This is a genomic window from Martinezella paranaensis (genome assembly GCF_014200235.1).
Lineage (GTDB): Bacteria > Pseudomonadota > Alphaproteobacteria > Rhizobiales > Rhizobiaceae > Rhizobium > Rhizobium paranaense.
Map to the genome: position 1 here is coordinate 128,873 of NZ_JACHBI010000002.1, position 16,280 is coordinate 145,152.

Genomic DNA, 16,280 nt, shown 5'->3' on the forward strand with positions numbered 1-16,280 from the left:
TATATTCGATCAGACTATTCACCAGAACAAACAATCGACCGTTTTCTCCGCTGTGGTCGAAAGGCGTCTCAAAATGGACCAGCTATCAGCAATGCGGGCATTCGCACGCGTGGTGGAGACGGGCAATTTCACCCGCGCCGCCACCACCCTCTCCATGCCAAAGGCGACGGTGACGACGCTCATTCAGTCGCTTGAGGCGCACTTGCACACCAAGCTTCTGAACCGCACGACCCGTCGTGTCATGGTAACGACAGACGGCGCGCTCTACTATGAGCGTGCCATTCAGATCCTCTCCGAAATCGAGGAACTGGACGGCAGCATCAGCAACTCGCAAAGCCTGCCAAGCGGGCGCCTGCGCGTCGAGATGGCCGGCGCCTTTGCCGACACCATCGTCATGCCGGCAATTTGCGATTTTCACCAACGTTATCCGGACATCCGTGTCGACCTCGGAGTCGGCGACCGGCTGGTGGATTATCTGGCGGAGAATGTCGATTGCGCCCTGCGCGCCGGCATGCCGAGCGATCAGTCCCTGATTGCCCGGCGCGTGGGAGAAGTGCATCTCGTTACCTGCGCCGCTCCTCGCTATATCGAAAAATTCGGCATGCCCGAACGGCCGGAAGAGCTGGAAAGTAGCCACTATGCCATCAGCTATTTTCGCGCCCAGACCGGGCGGACGATCCCGTTCGAATTCCACCGCGGCAATGAATCGCTGGAAATCAACCCGCGCTATATCCTCTCGGTCAACGACAGCCGCAGCTACGTCAACGCTGCCTTGACCGGCCTTGGCGTCGCCCAGACGCCGATGTTCATGGTCCGTGATGCGCTTGCCAAGGGCGATCTCGTCTCCGTCCTCCCCGGCTGGACCCGCCCGCCCCTGCCACTGCACATCGTCTATCCGCCGAACCGGCATCTCAGCAACAAGGTGCGCGTTTTCGTCGACTGGCTGGCAAAATTGCTGGCGACATCGCGGCTCGGAGCCGCTTAGTTCCCTTCTCCCCGGCGGGGAGAAGGTGATGCTGCCGTGATCCCACACCATCAGCTCCAGGAGGCTCCCGCCGGATGCCGGACCGTCGCGTTCAGCCGATTCCAGACATTGTCCACGGCAACCGAGATGATCAAAGCGGACAGCGCCTTTTCGTCATAGTATTTGACCGCCTCATTCCAGATTTCATCGCTGACCGCGTCCGGCCGGTCGGCAAGGCGGGTCATTGCTTCGCCGAGCGCAAGCGCTGCGCGTTCGGCATCGGTGAAATAGGGCATTTCGCGCCAGGCCGAGACGCCGACGATCCGCTCGATCTTTTCGCCCTCCTTCTGCAGCTTGCGGAAGCCCATATCGGTGCAGACGCTACAGCCATTGATCTGGCTGACGCGCAGATGTGCGAGATCCATGGTGTTTTCGGACACGCCACGATCCCTAATCGAGGCGCTGACTGCCAAGAGGGCTTGCAGGGTTTCCGGCAGGATGACGGCGGGGTTCTTCATGCGGGCTTGCATCATTCTCTCCTTGAGCTGTTTTCAGGTGAGCCCAACAGGGGGCCGATCTTGACGACACGGCCCGATGCCGATCCTTTGTCACATCGGCTGGGTTTCGTTCGTCATAGGCATGACGGAGCACGCATAAGGAATGTGACCGATGGACGAAAAGAAGTGGCAGGCAGAAAAATTCGAGGCCAATCGGCCGCATTTGCGCGCGGTCGCCTACCGCATGCTCGGCTCACGCGCGGAGGCCGAGGATGCGGTACAGGAGGCTTGGCTGCGGCTCAGCCGTGCTGACATCTCTGAGGTCGAAAACCTGAGCGGTTGGCTGACGACGGTCACCGCCCGCATCTGTCTCGATTGGTTGCGCTCCCGTAAATCCCGGCGCGAGGAGCCGCTGACCATCCATGTCCCCGAACCGGTCGTCAGCCATGAAGCCGGCACAGGTACCGACCCGGAACAGGACGCGCTGCTCGCCGATTCGGTCGGCCTGGCGCTGTTGGTGGTGCTGGAAAAGCTGACCCCGGCCGAGCGGCTGGCCTTTGTGCTGCATGACATGTTCGACATGCCCTTCGATGACATCGCTCCGATCGTTGGACGCACGACGATTGCCACGCGTCAGCTCGCCAGCCGCGCCCGCCGCCGGGTGCAGGGAGCGCCGGTCGCAGCGGAAGTCGATCTGACCCGTCAACGGCATGTGGTCGATGCATTTCTGACGGCGTCGCGCGGCGGTGATATGAATGCACTTCTTGCCGCTCTCGATCCAGACGTCGTCTTCCGTGCCGATGCCGTGGCAACGCGCATGGGCTCGCTGCCGGAAATCCGGGGCCGGACGGCGGTGGCCGAAACCTTCCGCGGCCGTGCTCAGGGCGCTCTGCCAGCAGTCATCAACGGCACCGTCGGCGCCATCGTCGTCTTCGGTGGACAATTGCGCATCGCCCTCCGTTTTACCGTCGCCGACGATGGCCGGATTGTCGGCATCGACGCGATGGCCGATCCCGAGCAATTGCGCAAGCTCGATGTGTTGGTGATCGATCGGTGAAGATGTCACCGCATCTGCGTCGGGCTCGTACCCGTCAGGCGGGCGCAGACCAGGCGGCTTGGGAGACGGAGGAAGTCTGACGGTCCGGTCGTCGCGTCGAAACACTTTCCATGCAGCCCACCTTCGTTCTACCATGACAGAGGCGACTGGAGTCGCCCGAGCAAGAAGGAAACGAGCGTGCGCATAGCCTTGGAACCGGTGTCTTCGAGAACGACCATCCAGGAGGGCGTTTATCAGCAGTTGCGCAACGCGCTGATGGCCGGCAATTTCGATCCGGGCCAGACATTGACCATCGCCTCGCTCGCCGAAACATTCGGCACCAGCAACATGCCCGTGCGCGAAGCCTTGCGCAGGCTTGCGGCGGAAAATGCGCTGGAGGTGGCGGCGAACGGCTCTGCACGTATACCGATCGTGACGCTTGCCCGCCTCGACGATCTCTGCCGCGCCCGCATTGCTGTCGAAGGATTGGCCGCCGAGCTTGGCATTCCCAGGCTGACCGCCACCGACATCGCAACGTTGGAACGCATCGCCGCCGAACAGCACGCCATTGGCCGCAGCAGCAATGTCTATGAACTCATGGCGAGGAACCAGCAGTTCCATTTCACCATCTATCGCGCCTCCGGCTCGGAAGTGCTGTTGCAACTGATCGAAACGCTGTGGCTGCGTTTCGGTCCCTATATGCGCATGTTGTCGGCCTCCGTCGAACCGCTGATGCGCAGCGGCGAGATCGATCCTGCCGGCTCGCATTTCCCGATCATAGAAGCGCTGAAGGCCGGCGATTTCGCCCGCGCCCGCGATGGCGTCGTCGCCGACATCCGCCGCACGCATGAGATCCTGCGCGACTATTGCCCCGCAACGGAAGACGAACCCCGCGCCAAAGGTCCCGCCTCAGCCCTGCGGAGATGAAGCCGGTTCGACACCGGGTCAGGAATTTAGTTGAACCCTCAAATATTTTGTGATCAAATGATCATAACATGATTTTGAAACCCTTTCCCTGCAGCGAGATCCTCATGAGCGCTTCTCCTTCCCCGTCGAAATTTTCAGGCCATAACAGCTTTCCGGTCGATGAAGTCCGCGCCATGTTTCCGGCTATTCAGAAGGCCGGCGATTTCGTGTTTCTCGACAATGCCGGCGGTTCGCAGGTGCCGCAGGCGGTGGTCGACGCGGTCGCCAATCATCTGATCGACTACAACGTCCAGCGCATGGCGAAATATCAGCACAGCCAGGGCGTCGACCGCAATCTGGCCGAAGCGCGCGAGAGCGTCGCCATGCTGGTCAACGCTTATCGTCCCGAAGAAATCTCCTTCGGCCAAAACGCCACATCCTTCATCCGTCTGGTAAGCCTCGGCATCGCTAAACTGCTCGGCGAGCGCAACGAGATCGTCATTACCGATATGGACCACGACGCCAACATCGCCACCTGGCTGGCGCTGCAGGCAGACGGCGCCAAGATCGTCTGGTGGCGCATGCGCGAAGACGGCACGCTGCATACCGAGGACCTGAAGCCGCTGCTGAACGACAAGACCCGCCTCGTCGCCTGCACCGTGACCGCCCACTCCATCGGCACGATCGTCGATGTCGCGACCGTTGGGAAGCTGGCGCATGCGGCCGGCGCCGAAGTCTTCCTCGATTGCGTCCACTACGGCCCGCACGGCCTGATGGATGTGCAAGCCTGGAATTGCGACTATCTCGTCTGCTCTGGCTATAAGAATTTCTCGCCGCACATGGGCTTCCTCTGGGGCCGCTTCGACGCACTGGTCAAGCTGCCGACTTTCAAGGAAGACTTCATCCCGGACGTGCCTCCCTACAAGATCGAGGTCGGCACCTTCACCTATGAAAACGTCGCCGGCATGAATGCCGCCGTCAAATATCTCGAAGCCCTCGGCCTTCGCTTTCTGCCGGCCGGTCAACACAGCCGCCGCGAGGCGCTTGCCGCCGCCATGGGCGCAATCCGTGAATATGAGCTGATGCTGTCGCGCGAGATGATCGCCGTTTTGAAGCGCCACGGCGCCGTCATCTACGGCATTTCCGACGACGCCCGCCTCGAACAGCGCGTGCCGACTATCTGCTTCAACATTCCGGGCATCACGCCGCAGCAATTCGCCGCTGAGATGGGTGAAGCCGGCATCGGGCTGCGCGACGGCCACATGTTCGCCCCGCGCTTGATGAAGCGCCTCGGCCTCTCCATGGAAACCGGCGCGATCCGCGTATCTCTGGTGCACTACAACAAGGTCGAAGAAATCGCCCGCTTCGAAAAAGTGCTGACCGAGGTCATCGCGCGGCATAAATAGGCGCTTCGCAGATATCTGGTTTGAGGTTATCCCTCTTCGCAGAGATCGTTGAGAGAGCGAAGAAACCCATGGGCCATTTCCGCAAGAGCTGCCTCGAGAAAAGCCTGCTCATCGGCACCTTCGCCGCTATTCCGCATCCCGTCGCCATCGAGGTTACGGCGTCATCCGGCGTCGATTTCCTCTGCATCGATTGGGAACATTCGCAGATCGGCCGCGAACGCATCGAGAATCTGATCCGCGCCGCCGACGTCCACCGTGTTCCCGCCATGGTCCGCGTTCCGGGCCATGCACCGGAGTCCATCGCCTCGGCGCTGGATGCGGGCGCGGCCGGCGTACTAGTGCCGCGCGTGTCTACGGCGGCGCAGGCAAGAGCTGCCGTGCTGGCGACGCGGTATCCGCCGATCGGCGAGCGGGGCGTCGGCCCTGGACGGGCAGCAGCCTACGGCTATCGCATTCCGGATTATCTGGCCAAAGCCAATGCCGAACTCGTGCTTGCCATCCAGGTCGAGACGGCGGAAGGGCTTGCCAATATCGCGGAGATCGCCGCGGTCGACGGCGTCGACGTCATCTTCATCGGCCCCGGCGACCTCTCCGTCTCGATCGACGCCATGGGGCCAGCCGGCAAAGCCAAGCTCGACGCAGCCATCGAAACCATTGCGACAACCGCGCTCGCTGCCGGCCGCATAGTCGGCATCTTCCGGCCATCGCCGGACGATATCGGCGCCTGGTCGACAGCCGGCATCAGTTTCTTCTTGCTGGCGAGCGACACCATGTTTTTAGGCGCAGGCCTCGCCGCCGGAGTTGCCCAAGCGCGTCGGCAAGGCACACCGAAACAATAGGACCACCGCGCCTAAAGACCTGCCGCGCGTGAAAAATTATCGCGGAAAGCGGCAAGGTCGGGCGGGCTGACATCCGAAACCGCCCAGAAGACCAGCCCACCGCCGGACCATTCGACGAGATTATAGCCATCATGCATCGTCTCGCTCCGCTCGACCTTTGCCCCCGGCCAGACGAAGAGATTGATGACGTGGCCATGGCGGCGATAGACGAGCGCGGCAACGACCCGGCCGTTGATGTAGTCCACCCGGCCGCCGATCAGCGGAAAACCGTCGGCTGCAAGATCGACCACCGGCGGCGAGAAATCGATCTTGCCGTTGAACCATGGCTTGACCGTATGCTGATCGGATGTCTGCACATCGACCAAATGGTTGGCGAGCATCGAGCGCACATGACTCGCGAGCAGTTCGTTCTGGATAGGCGCGTTCACCTGCGGATTGCCAAGCACAAGCATGAGGGTGGCGGCTAGGGCAGCCATCGACGGCATGAAGCTCCATTGTCCAAACAATTGCAGGCCGCGCCACCATGCATTTTCGCGGCGCCGTGTCCCCGGAGCCTGCGCTTGGCGCCGGGCTTCCTCAAGAGAAATGGCCGTCATGATACGTGCACGAACCTCATCGGGCGCTTTCCATTTGACACCGTCCCGGCCGACGACCCGCTTCATGTCTTTGAGCCCTTCCAAGGCGGCGGTGCATTGCGGGCATGTCGCAAGATGCTGTTCGAATTGTATCGTGTGAACCGCATCGAGTTCGTCATCCACGTAACAATGAAGGATCGTTTCCCATTCCGGGCAGCTTTCCGGGGTTTTCTCGCTCATCATGCGGCCCCGCCTTTCTCGCCCGATTGCCATGCCTCACAGAATTCACGCCTCGCCCTGGCAAGCCGCGACATCACGGTTCCGATCGGCACATCGGTGATATCGGCGATCTGGCGGTAGGACAGATTTTCCAGCTCCCGAAGCACCAGCACTTCCCGCGACAGGTCCACAAGAGAGTTGATGACCTGCCGGACCCGCTGCGACTCCGACTTGCGGATCAAGGCTGCCTCGGGCGAGTCCTCTTCGGAGGCAACGTCATGCGCGCCGCCGTATGGCCAGTCTTCGTCCTTCGCATCGTCCGCCGTCATTGGCGTCTCGAAACGAGCCTTTCGCCGGCCCTCGCTCAGCCAGACGTAGTAGCAGTTCCGGACGATGGCAAACATCCAAGCGCGGGGTTCACCGCCCCGATAGCCCTCGAAATTGCGATAGGCACGCAGGAACGCTTCCTGCACGATATCCTGCGCCGCATCGGCATCACGGCTCAGAAACCGCGCGAAATTATAGGCGGCATCCAGGTGCGGGACGACCGTATTCTGAAACCGCAACATCAGATCGCGCGATGCCGGCGAAAGACTTCCGACATTTTCGTGATGCATCGATTGCAGCATCGGACCAACGGCATCGATCGCGACAGCCGAGCGTGGCTTTGCGAATGACACTAAGGATTGGCAGATAGAAGCGATAGCAGCCCGCATCCGGGTCATGGGGCGGCTCAACGCAGAAACGAAAACCGGCGGAGGCCGGTCGTCGAATGCGAAGAAGGCGAAATGGATATCCGTCGTCATGATCCCTGCATTGCTCCAGCGTCGGTTTCGGTCAGCTTAGGCCCAGATGCAAATATTGCTCTTCATTCTCCAGATCGTTTCAGACGGCATTTTATTCTCACCGCCCGCAAATATTTTTCGTTGGCGGCAATGCCGCACAGCAGCACGTCCCTCACATGCCCTACTGTGCACCCGCTCACACAACCGCGCCAGCAGAATTAGGCTAGGTATATCAAAAACTTATCAGAAAGATGCGACGAACCGAGAATAATCCGCCGACAGCGGCGATCTCCTTCGACAGCGGAGGCATTGATTGATCCCTGTCCTCCGCTTCGCGTGGCGATGCCACTCAAAGAGGAGACAAGACAATGTTCAACATGACGCGCCGCACTGTTCTCAGCTCGGCCGCGGCAGCAGCCGCTTTCGGCCTGTCGGCGAAGCTGGAATTCCTCCCGTCGCTGGCCAAGGCCGCAACACCGCTTGAACCGGAAGTCGGTTTCTATCGCTATAAGGTCGGGGATGTCGAAGTCACCGCCATTTATGACGGCATCTGGCGCAAGCCGCATGATCCCGCCTTCATCAAGAACGCCTCCGTCGAGGATACCAAGCAGGCGCTGGCCGCCGCCGGCCAAACCACCGAATTCATGCCCATTCCGCTCACCGTCGTCGTCCTGAAGATCGGCGACCGGCTGATCATGATGGATGCGGGCTCAGGCGTCGGCCAATGGCAGGCCAATGCCACCCATCTGCCCGCCAACATGGCCGCCGCCGGCATCGACTACAAGAACATCGACACGGTGATCATCTCGCATTTCCATCCCGATCATGTCTGGGGCCTGATGGAAAAAGGCACGAATGAACCGGTTTTTGCCCATGCCGAGCTCATCACAAACGCCGACGAATTCAATTGGTGGACGGCGCCCGACCGGGTCGACAAGCTCGCCGCGGGCCGCAAGGACGCTGGAAAACGCATCGGCGCCGTCTTTCCAAAATGGAATAACTGGAAACTGGTCGGCGATGGCGCGGAAGTAGCTCCCGGCGTTCACCTCGTCGCCGCACCCGGCCATACGCCCGGCCATTCCACCTTCCTTGTCGCTTCGGGCAAGGAACAGCTACTCGTCTCCGCCGACATCATGTACGTGCCGGCGCTGCTCGCTCCTCATCCGGATTGGGAGGGGAGCTACGATCAGGACGGGCCGGCGGCCGTGGTCACGCGCCGCAAGCTGGTCGATCGCATCATCGCCGACAACATCAAAATCTGCGGCTCGCACTTCCCCTTCCCGGGCTCCGGCACCTTCGTGAAGGACGGCAATGCCTATGGTTTCACCCCGACAACACAGGCCTGAAAGCTCAAGGAGACCTATCATGATCAAATACGCAATCTTTGGCGCCGCCAGCCTTTGCGCCGCCATCATCCTTCCCGCAGCCGTCGCGCTCCCGGCTTTTGCCGTCGACAACATGGAAACCACGGATGCGCCAGACCTGACCTCCGTTCGCGCCAAGATCAACGCGAAGGACTACACCGGAGCATTGGCCGAACTCCGCGGCCTGGCGGAGGATCATCAGCAGGCCGATGTCTATAATCTTCTGGGCTTCACGCTCCGAAAGACCGGCGATTTCCAGACCTCGCTGACCTACTACACCAAGGCCCTGGAACTGCAGCCCGATCATAAGGGCGCACGCGAATATCTCGGCGAACTCTATGTCGAGACCGGCAACATGGACAAAGCAAAGGAACAACTGGCGACGCTAAAGCAACTTTGCCCCAGCGGCTGCGAGGAATTGGAGGACCTGCAAAAGGCGATCGACACCAAGACTGTCAACTAATCCGAGAAAGCAGTGCCTGCGAAGCGGAACGATGCCTCGCAGGCACATTTGGAGGTGATGAGATGGACTATTTGGAAAATGCAAATGTCGTGCATCCAATGGACATAACACTTCTGGCCGGTCGGCTCTTGCTCGCCTGGATATTCCTGCATGAGGGCGTGGCGCTGGCGCTCAATTTCGACGCCGCTGTCATCGCCATGGCGAAGCTTGGTGTTTCCGAGTTGCTGGTGGTTGCTGTGATTGCGTTGCAGCTTGCGGCGGGTCTTTCGATAGCCCTCGGTCTGTTGACCCGCCTCGGCGCCTTGTCGCTCGGGCTCTTCTGCCTGTCGACGGCGTTGATGTTCCACAACGATTTCGCCAACCACAACGAAATCCTGCATTTCGAAAAGGACTTGGCGATCGCCGGCGGCATGTTCGTTCTGGTGACAGCAGGTGCTGGGGCACTGTCCGTGGATCGCTTCCTCGAACGCCGCATCATGGCCTTGAGCGACAAGTCCGGCAAACCGCTGCGCCGCGCGGTCGAGAGAGGCATTCTGTGAATGCCTCAGACATATCCACCCGCGTGAAATTCCTGTCGAAAACAGCCTATCACGCGCTGTTTTCGACATTTTCGTCGATTTTTTAAGCTTAAAACTTTTTCCTTGAAATACGTCTCATTTTGGATAACCATCCCATAATGAAGGGCAATCCGAGCACTGTCATTCGCGGCGGAACGACCCTTTGACATCAGGATTTCAGGAAAAGTTCCTTGTCTCTTCCATCACAGAGCTTGTCAGAGACGACACGCAGCCGAAACGCCTTCGAGGGCATTCGCGCCCAGATCCGTGACCTGCGCACCGACAATATCGCTGTGCTTGCCAAGCGTGCTCGCGAGCTTGGCGGCGTCATTCCGCTATGGTTCGGCGAAGGCGACCTGGTAACACCGGCCTTCATTCGCGACGCCGCCAAGAAGGCGCTCGACGATGGCCAGACCTTCTATGTGCCGAACATGCGCGGCCTACCGACGCTGAACGAAGCTCTTTCCGACTATCAGACCCAATGGCACGGTCGCCCGATCCCCATCGAGCGCACCACCGTCGCCCCCGGAGGCATGCAGGCGCTCTACATGGCGCTGGAATTGCTGGTCGATGTCGGCACCAATGTCGTCTATGTCGCGCCGCAATGGCCCAACATCCACAACGCCATCCATCTGATCGGCGGCGAGCCGCGCCCCGTGTCGCTCGATTTCGATACCGATTGGCGGCTCGATCTCGACAAGCTCTTCGCTCGCTGCGATGCCCGCACCCGCGCCATCTTCCTGTCGACCCCTGCCAATCCGACCGGGTGGACCGCTACACGCGAGGAGATGCAGGCGCTGCTCGATTTCAGCCGCCGCACCGGCATCTGGATCATTTCAGACGAAGTCTATGCCCGCCTCTATTTCGACGGAGAAATTGCACCCTCGATCCTCCAGGTAGCCGAAGATGGCGATCGGGTGATTGCCGTCAACAGTTTCTCCAAGGCCTGGGCGATGACCGGCTGGCGCGTCGGCTGGCTGACGCACCCTTCTGATATTGCCGACCAACTCGGCGCCATGACGCAATACGTAAACAGCGGCACATCGGCGATGACCCAGGCGGGTGCTGCCGCGGCGATACGCGAAGGTGAGCCGCTGGTTGCCGAAATCCGGGCCAGAATCAAAGCCGGCCTCGATCTCGCCTATGAGAAGCTGCCGCAGATACCTGGGATCATCCTGCCGGAAAAACCGCGCGGCGGCATGTATGCTTTCTTCGCGCTAGAGGGCGAAGCCGATGCGACCGCAGTCTGCGAGCGTATTCTGGAAACAGCACGCGTTGGCCTGGCACCCGGCTATCATTTCGGGGAATCGTCACGCGCATTCCTGCGGATGTGCACATTCCGCGATACCGGGCAGATGCGAATTGCACTCGATCGTATGGTCGACGCGATGAAATGACGGTCCCCCACATTGGCGGACCGGCAATACCCGCGGGCAGATGGCGCCGGCGGTCATAACCAGAGGGAGACAACCAAATGAATTTTACCCGTCGTAATCTACTGGTCCTGGCGACCGTCGTCGGCATGGCCGGCGGAAGCCACTTTGCCTATGCCGCCGATGTGCTGAATGTCGGCTCCTACCCGAACAACCCGCCCTTCGAATACAAGACCGACAGCGGTACCTTCGAAGGCTTCGAGGTCGATATCGTCAACGAAGCCGCCAAGCGCGCCGGCATGACGACCAATATCGCCGACTACGGCTTCCAGGCCCTGTTTGCCGCCACCAGCTCCAAGCGCATCGATGTGGCGATCTCCTCGATCACCATCACGCCGGAACGTCTGAAATCGCAGTCCTTCACGCAGCCCTACTACGACTCCGATATGGGCATCGCCACCAAGGGCGGCAGCGCAATCAAGGGTCTCGCCGATCTCAAGGGCAAGACCATCGGCGTCCTTTCCGGCTCGACCGGCGAGAAGTGGGTCAACGACAACAAGGCTGCTAACGGCTTCGCCGACGTCAAAGGCTACAACTCGCAGCAGGATATGTTCCTCGATCTCGGCGCCGGCCGCATCGATGCAGTCGTCAGCGACATTCCCGGCATGCAATATCTCTTCGTCAAGACCAAGGGCTTTGCGATCAAGGACCGCATCAAGACCGGCGAACAGTATGGCCTGATGATGACCAAGGACTCGCCGCTCGTCGCCAAGATCAACGACGCCATCACGGCAATGAAGAAAGACGGCACGTTGGAAAAGATCCACGAAAAGTGGTTCGGCAGCAAAGCACCCGCAGGCTCCTCCACTGTCACCGAAATGCCTATCCCCAAGGCGTGATCAAAAGATCAATTCTCTCGATCTCTACGCCGGCCCCTTCGGCCGGCGTAATTGTGCTAACCTTCATTCTGTTCCGCCTCATGGGAGTGCCAATGTCGCTCGTCGATACTTTCTTCAATTCCGACGTCATGATTTCGGCCTTCCCCCAATTGCTGCGCGGTCTCTGGATGACGCTGGCGCTTGGCGTGGTCAGCATCGTCATCGGCGTTTTGGGCGGCCTCGTCGTCAGCCTGATCCGGCTCTATGCGCCGAAGCCGTTCCGGCTGCTAATGGTCGCCTATATCGACATCATGCGCGCCATGCCGATGCTGGTCGTGCTGATCCTGATCTATTACGCCCTACCCTTTATCGGTATCAGCTTCTCGGCCTGGTGGTCCGCGATCCTGGGCTTCTCAATCGTTCTAGCTGCCTATTCGGCGGAAGTCTTCCGCTCGGGCATCGAAAGCGTGCCTCGCGGCCAGTTCGAGGCGGCTGCTGCCCTCGGCATTCCATTCTTGGTGACGCTCTATAAGGTCGTGCTGCCGCAGGCGATCCGCATCGTCATTCCGCCGACCACCAGCAACTGCGTCTCGATGTTCAAGGATACGTCGCTCGCCTCGACCGTGGCTCTGCCGGAGCTTCTGAAAGAAGGACAGAACGCGCAGGGCTTTTATGCCAACCCTTCGCCGCTGATCATGGCCGCGCTGATCTATATCATCCTGCTCTGGCCGATGGTGCGGCTCGTGAGCGTGCTCGAAAAGAGGTTCAAGAGCGAGAAGGCGCACTAAGCAAGTCCAGGAAAGCCCGCAGCAGTTTTCCGTCCGGAAGTCCCAGAGAACAAACAGATAGAGCGGTGCTGAGATTCCGTGAAAAGCTGTACCGCTCCAAACGCAGCCATCAGTCGAAGGCGGCGCCCGACAGGTGATTGTTCACGGACGATTTCACCCCGCCAATATCCTTCCAGAGTTCAACGATGATGGCGGGATCGACGTCGGCCATCATGTCTCGCAGCCACCCCTCATGAGCGGCGGCCATGACCGTGAACAGCTCCTCGCCCTTCTTCGTCAGCTTGGCGACAGTTACGCGCCGGTCGCCGTCAGGCGTCTCGCGCAGCACCAGGCCGTCCGTTTCCAGCCGTTCGACCAATCCCGTCACGTTGCCGTTGGTGACCATCGTGCGTTTGGAAAGTTCGCCCAGCCGCAGACCGTCTCGCTCGCGATAAAGCTGCGCCATCAGGTCGAATTGCGGCAGTGTCGCGCCGAATTCGTTGCGAAGCCGGCGGCGGATTTCCTGCGATATCAGCTTTGTGGTCGACAGCATGCGCAGCCAAAGCCGCAGTTCCTGTTTCTTGCCTTCCTGCGTGCCCTGGACGATGATTTCCAGATCGACGGTTCCACTTTCGGACTCTGCCATGATGTCAGCTCAAATCATCGCGTTGCAATTTCATATATGAACGGTCTACGGAGCAATATTTCAAATGTCAAAGGTTTACGCACCAAGCTCGAAGACCGTTACTTCGCCAGCATTTTCCCTAGCATGAAGCCTGAGCCAGCCCCCGTGCCCGCACCCGGCCAGGTCGACGCGCCGCACATATAGAGCGAGCCGATCGGCGTCTTGTAGCGCGAATAACCGGCGAGCGGGCGAAACAGAAAATTCTGATCGAGATGGTGGCTACCGGAAAGATTGTCGCCGCCGATCAGATTGGGATTTTCACGCTCGAGATCGACGGGTGAAAACACCGACCGGCCCAAAATCTTGCCGCGCAGGCCGGGCGCATAACGCTCGATGACGTCAAGCACGCGCTCGGCATAGGCATCCTTCACCTCATCCCAATTCTGCCCATTGATCTCGCCTGCTGCGTCGCGACTGAACTCGGCCGGCAGGACACGCACCTGTATCCAGAGCACATGCTGTCCATCTGGTGCCCGTGACGGATCGAACGCCGTTGGCTGACCCACCACCAATGCCGGCTCGGCCGGCAAAAGCCCACCCATCGCCTCGGCATAGACACGCGACATCATCTCCATATCCGGTGCAATGTGGACATAGGCGAATGTCTTGAGCTCCTGGCCACCAGTCCAATCCGGCAGGCCGGAGAGCGCCAGATGGATCATCATCGTGCCAGGGCCGGCGCGAAAACGGGTAAGCCTGCGGTCGAACTCTCGACGTGAGGCATCCTGATCGAGAAGCTTTCCGAACAATATCTGCGGATGAATATTGGCGATGACAGCGCGCTTGGCCTCGTAGCGGCGCCCGTCTGCGAGCACAACACCGGTCGCCTTGCCGCCGGTGGTGACGATCTTGTCGACGCGTGTGCCAAGCATCAGCTCGCCGCCTTTGGCTTTGAGCGTGCCGACCATCGCCTTGATGATCGTATCGGCACCTCCCTTGCCGATCACCATGCCAAAGGCCTGGTTGGCCATAGATTCAAGATAAGGAAACAGTGCGCCGCCGGCGATATCCGGTGCGAAATCGAGATGTAATCCCCAGGCAGCCATCATCGTCTTGAGTTTGGCATTCTGGAACCGCGCATCGAGAAAATCGCGCGGCGAGGCAAACAACATTCGTGCGGTCTCATAAAGCCAGCCGGCCCCTTTTTCTCGCCATGCCTTCCAAAGGACCCGTGCCGCCGCCGCTGACGGCATCGGCGCACCGAGCAGGCCGAAAATATGCGGCGCATCTGAACCGAATTCCGACAGCATGGCCCGCCAGGCAGCCGCATCCTCTGGCGAAATATCGGCGATCGCGCCCGTGGTCTTTTCGAGATCGGTGCTGACGCCGAGATAGGTGCCATCGCGGAAGACGCTGGCAAAACAATCGGCTGCCGGCACGAAGCCGAGACCCGCGGCGGTCAACTCATTCTTGTACTGCGCAAAAAAGGCGGAGCCGGCGAACATCGAGAGGTTCATGGCGCAGAGGTCGTGCCGAAAACCCGGCAGCGTTACTTCGCGGGTTTTCACCGCTCCGCCCGGCTCGGCATTGCCCTCGATGACGGCCACCTTCCAGCCCTTCGCCGCCAGATGCACCGCCGCCGCCAGGCCATTATGACCCGCACCCACAATGATCGCATCATAGCTCATCGATCACCCTCTCATATCGTGATTATTATCATCATATGCATACATTTTGAGCTTTAAGCTTCAAGTACCTATCATGGAAAATCGCGCACCGACGACCACAACCGAATGTCGTCCGCGTGGGAAAATAACGTATAAATGGCCTTTATTTTCAGGTAGCTGCCTGGGTTGCAAAACACACGCAACCGACGCCATTTTTGGTCCTTTTGGCACCGGCAGAATGCTTGCAATATCATATATTGTAACATAGGCTCGCCTCATCCGGTCGCCGCTGGACGGCTTTGCGATTTCAGGAATCGCGTCCGCACACCCGGCGATAATGGCTTTCGGGCTTGGCCCTTAACGAGGACCCCTCTGGGGTTTTCAAACAAGGCCAGGCCACACAAAGGGGAACGCACTATGACCACCAACACTCTTGCCAGCTTAGCCACGGCCCTCGTTTCGGGCTCCATCAAGGTCGTCGATCTGACCGCGCCGCTTGGGCCCGAAACGCCGGTGCTCTATCTGCCGCCCCAGTTCGGCAAGAACACGCCCTCGGTCAAGGTGCACACGATTTCACAATATAATGAGGACGGTCCGTTCTGGGCCTGGAACTGGCTCGAACTCGGCGAGCACACCGGCACGCATTTCGACGCGCCCTGTCACTGGATCACCGGCAAGGACAACCCAAACAATACGACCGATACCATTCCGCCGCAGAATTTCGTCGCTCCGGTGAATGTCATCGACCGCTCGAAGGAAGCTGCCGCCAATCCGGACTATCTGCTGACGATCGACAGCATCAAGGAATGGGAAGCCGAACACGGCGTGATCGAACCCGGCACCTGGGTGCTTCTGCGCACCGACTGGTACAAGCGCAACGGCTCGACCGAAGCCTTCCTCAATGCCGACGAAAACGGCCCGCATTCGCCGGGTCCGACCGCCGAGGCGATCGAATATCTGCTGACGAAGGGCATTATCGGTTGGGGTTCGGAGACAATCGGCACCGACGCCGGTTCCGCCGGCGGCATGAACCCGCCCTTCCCGGCCCACAATCTGATGCACAAGAACAACCGCTACGGCCTCGCCAGCCTCTCCAACCTCGATCAGCTTCCAGCCAAGGGCGCCGTGCTGATCGCCGCGCCACTGAAGTTCGTCAAGGGCACGGGCTCTCCAGTGCGCGCGCTGGCGCTGGTGGCATGATATGGCGGCTCACTACCTTTTCCCCGCAGGGGAGAAGGTGCCCGATAGGGCGGATGAGGGGGACGAGAAGCGATAGTTCCCCGCGCCTTGAGCGACGAGCGAAAGGCAATTCTTCCGGCAACGCCCCCTCAACCCGCGTTGCGCGCGACCTTCTCCCCG

Annotated in this window: 17 protein-coding genes; 12 read left to right on the forward strand and 5 right to left on the reverse strand. The window is 60.1% G+C overall.

Annotated features, from left to right (window positions below; genetic code table 11):
• Window positions 1–73 precede the first annotated feature (73 nt).
• A complete protein-coding gene (locus GGD50_RS06695; RefSeq protein ID WP_107109016.1) occupies window positions 74–985 on the forward strand; it encodes a LysR family transcriptional regulator in 912 nt (303 codons plus the stop codon).
• A gap of 50 nt (window positions 986–1,035) precedes the next feature.
• On the opposite strand, the gene GGD50_RS06700 is transcribed toward GGD50_RS06695, so the two are convergent.
• Complete coding sequence (locus GGD50_RS06700; protein ID WP_107109017.1) at window positions 1,036–1,494, reverse strand: carboxymuconolactone decarboxylase family protein; 459 nt, start codon at window positions 1,492–1,494, stop codon at window positions 1,036–1,038.
• Window positions 1,495–1,633: 139 nt separating this feature from the next.
• Between GGD50_RS06700 and GGD50_RS06705 the strand changes: the two genes are divergently transcribed.
• The 4 genes from GGD50_RS06705 to GGD50_RS06720 all read left to right on the forward strand — a co-directional run bounded on the left by GGD50_RS06705 (window position 1,634) and on the right by GGD50_RS06720 (window position 5,648).
• Window positions 1,634–2,518 (forward strand): sigma-70 family RNA polymerase sigma factor, encoded by an 885-nt coding sequence (locus GGD50_RS06705; RefSeq protein ID WP_107109018.1) that lies wholly within the window; start codon window positions 1,634–1,636, stop codon window positions 2,516–2,518.
• A 177-nt stretch (window positions 2,519–2,695) separates the two neighbouring features.
• Window positions 2,696–3,424 (forward strand): GntR family transcriptional regulator, encoded by a 729-nt coding sequence (locus GGD50_RS06710; protein WP_107109019.1) that lies wholly within the window; start codon window positions 2,696–2,698, stop codon window positions 3,422–3,424.
• Window positions 3,425–3,528: 104 nt separating this feature from the next.
• Complete coding sequence (locus GGD50_RS06715; RefSeq protein WP_107109447.1) at window positions 3,529–4,809, forward strand: cysteine desulfurase-like protein; 1,281 nt, start codon at window positions 3,529–3,531, stop codon at window positions 4,807–4,809.
• Between the two features lie 68 nt (window positions 4,810–4,877).
• Window positions 4,878–5,648, forward strand: a complete 771-nt coding sequence (locus tag GGD50_RS06720) for an HpcH/HpaI aldolase family protein (RefSeq protein ID WP_107109020.1) — start codon at window positions 4,878–4,880, stop codon at window positions 5,646–5,648.
• 11 nt (window positions 5,649–5,659) lie between these two features.
• Here GGD50_RS06720 and GGD50_RS06725 read toward each other — a convergent pair whose 3' ends face one another.
• Together GGD50_RS06725 and GGD50_RS06730 are read right to left on the reverse strand one after the other, a co-directional pair.
• Window positions 5,660–6,463, reverse strand: a complete 804-nt coding sequence (locus GGD50_RS06725) for an anti-sigma factor family protein (RefSeq protein WP_107109448.1) — start codon at window positions 6,461–6,463, stop codon at window positions 5,660–5,662.
• Window positions 6,463–7,158 (reverse strand): sigma-70 family RNA polymerase sigma factor, encoded by a 696-nt coding sequence (locus tag GGD50_RS06730; protein ID WP_425503977.1) that lies wholly within the window; start codon window positions 7,156–7,158, stop codon window positions 6,463–6,465. The genes GGD50_RS06725 and GGD50_RS06730 overlap by 1 nt, the downstream gene beginning before the upstream one ends.
• A 437-nt stretch (window positions 7,159–7,595) precedes the next feature.
• Between GGD50_RS06730 and GGD50_RS06735 the strand changes: the two genes are divergently transcribed.
• From GGD50_RS06735 to GGD50_RS06760, 6 genes are all read left to right on the forward strand, one after another.
• Window positions 7,596–8,573 (forward strand): MBL fold metallo-hydrolase, encoded by a 978-nt coding sequence (locus GGD50_RS06735; RefSeq protein ID WP_107109021.1) that lies wholly within the window; start codon window positions 7,596–7,598, stop codon window positions 8,571–8,573.
• Between the two features lie 19 nt (window positions 8,574–8,592).
• Window positions 8,593–9,054, forward strand: a complete 462-nt coding sequence (locus GGD50_RS06740) for a tetratricopeptide repeat protein (RefSeq protein WP_107109022.1) — start codon at window positions 8,593–8,595, stop codon at window positions 9,052–9,054.
• Between the two features lie 62 nt (window positions 9,055–9,116).
• Window positions 9,117–9,593: a DoxX family protein gene (locus GGD50_RS06745; protein WP_107109023.1), complete on the forward strand. Its 477-nt coding sequence runs from the start codon at window positions 9,117–9,119 to the stop codon at window positions 9,591–9,593.
• A 209-nt stretch (window positions 9,594–9,802) separates the two neighbouring features.
• A complete protein-coding gene (locus GGD50_RS06750) occupies window positions 9,803–11,008 on the forward strand; it encodes a pyridoxal phosphate-dependent aminotransferase (protein WP_107109024.1) in 1,206 nt (401 codons plus the stop codon).
• Between the two features lie 77 nt (window positions 11,009–11,085).
• The gene (locus GGD50_RS06755) at window positions 11,086–11,883 is read left to right on the forward strand and encodes an ABC transporter substrate-binding protein (protein ID WP_107109025.1); all 798 of its coding nucleotides are present in this window, start codon (window positions 11,086–11,088) and stop codon (window positions 11,881–11,883) included.
• A 92-nt stretch (window positions 11,884–11,975) separates the two neighbouring features.
• Window positions 11,976–12,650: an amino acid ABC transporter permease gene (locus GGD50_RS06760; protein ID WP_107109026.1), complete on the forward strand. Its 675-nt coding sequence runs from the start codon at window positions 11,976–11,978 to the stop codon at window positions 12,648–12,650.
• Window positions 12,651–12,759: 109 nt separating this feature from the next.
• Here GGD50_RS06760 and GGD50_RS06765 read toward each other — a convergent pair whose 3' ends face one another.
• Together GGD50_RS06765 and GGD50_RS06770 are read right to left on the reverse strand one after the other, a co-directional pair.
• A complete protein-coding gene (locus GGD50_RS06765) occupies window positions 12,760–13,275 on the reverse strand; it encodes a MarR family winged helix-turn-helix transcriptional regulator (RefSeq protein ID WP_107109027.1) in 516 nt (171 codons plus the stop codon).
• A gap of 98 nt (window positions 13,276–13,373) precedes the next feature.
• Window positions 13,374–14,942 carry a phytoene desaturase family protein gene (locus tag GGD50_RS06770; protein ID WP_107109028.1) on the reverse strand — a complete coding sequence of 523 codons (1,569 nt, stop codon included), beginning with the start codon at window positions 14,940–14,942 and terminating at the stop codon, window positions 13,374–13,376.
• 396 nt (window positions 14,943–15,338) lie between these two features.
• On the opposite strand from GGD50_RS06770, the gene GGD50_RS06775 reads away from it, so the two are divergent.
• Window positions 15,339–16,121: a cyclase family protein gene (locus GGD50_RS06775; RefSeq protein WP_107109029.1), complete on the forward strand. Its 783-nt coding sequence runs from the start codon at window positions 15,339–15,341 to the stop codon at window positions 16,119–16,121.
• Window positions 16,122–16,280: the final 159 nt, after the last annotated feature.

Bases quoted from the DNA above. Each gene is read 5' to 3' on its own strand.
- GGD50_RS06745 (WP_107109023.1), top strand. From the start codon at position 9,117: ATGGACTATTTGGAAAATGCAAATGTCGTGCATCCAATGGACATAACA.
- GGD50_RS06775 (WP_107109029.1), top strand. From the start codon at position 15,339: ATGACCACCAACACTCTTGCCAGCTTAGCCACGGCCCTCGTTTCGGGC.
- GGD50_RS06725 (WP_107109448.1), bottom strand. From the start codon at position 6,463: ATGAGCGAGAAAACCCCGGAAAGCTGCCCGGAATGGGAAACGATCCTT.
- GGD50_RS06695 (WP_107109016.1), top strand. From the start codon at position 74: ATGGACCAGCTATCAGCAATGCGGGCATTCGCACGCGTGGTGGAGACG.
- GGD50_RS06730 (WP_425503977.1), bottom strand. From the start codon at position 7,158: ATGCGGGCTGCTATCGCTTCTATCTGCCAATCCTTAGTGTCATTCGCA.
- GGD50_RS06755 (WP_107109025.1), top strand. From the start codon at position 11,086: ATGAATTTTACCCGTCGTAATCTACTGGTCCTGGCGACCGTCGTCGGC.
- GGD50_RS06770 (WP_107109028.1), bottom strand. From the start codon at position 14,942: ATGAGCTATGATGCGATCATTGTGGGTGCGGGTCATAATGGCCTGGCG.
- GGD50_RS06735 (WP_107109021.1), top strand. From the start codon at position 7,596: ATGTTCAACATGACGCGCCGCACTGTTCTCAGCTCGGCCGCGGCAGCA.
- GGD50_RS06760 (WP_107109026.1), top strand. From the start codon at position 11,976: ATGTCGCTCGTCGATACTTTCTTCAATTCCGACGTCATGATTTCGGCC.
- GGD50_RS06720 (WP_107109020.1), top strand. From the start codon at position 4,878: ATGGGCCATTTCCGCAAGAGCTGCCTCGAGAAAAGCCTGCTCATCGGC.
- GGD50_RS06715 (WP_107109447.1), top strand. From the start codon at position 3,529: ATGAGCGCTTCTCCTTCCCCGTCGAAATTTTCAGGCCATAACAGCTTT.
- GGD50_RS06700 (WP_107109017.1), bottom strand. From the start codon at position 1,494: ATGCAAGCCCGCATGAAGAACCCCGCCGTCATCCTGCCGGAAACCCTG.
- GGD50_RS06765 (WP_107109027.1), bottom strand. From the start codon at position 13,275: ATGGCAGAGTCCGAAAGTGGAACCGTCGATCTGGAAATCATCGTCCAG.
- GGD50_RS06705 (WP_107109018.1), top strand. From the start codon at position 1,634: ATGGACGAAAAGAAGTGGCAGGCAGAAAAATTCGAGGCCAATCGGCCG.
- GGD50_RS06740 (WP_107109022.1), top strand. From the start codon at position 8,593: ATGATCAAATACGCAATCTTTGGCGCCGCCAGCCTTTGCGCCGCCATC.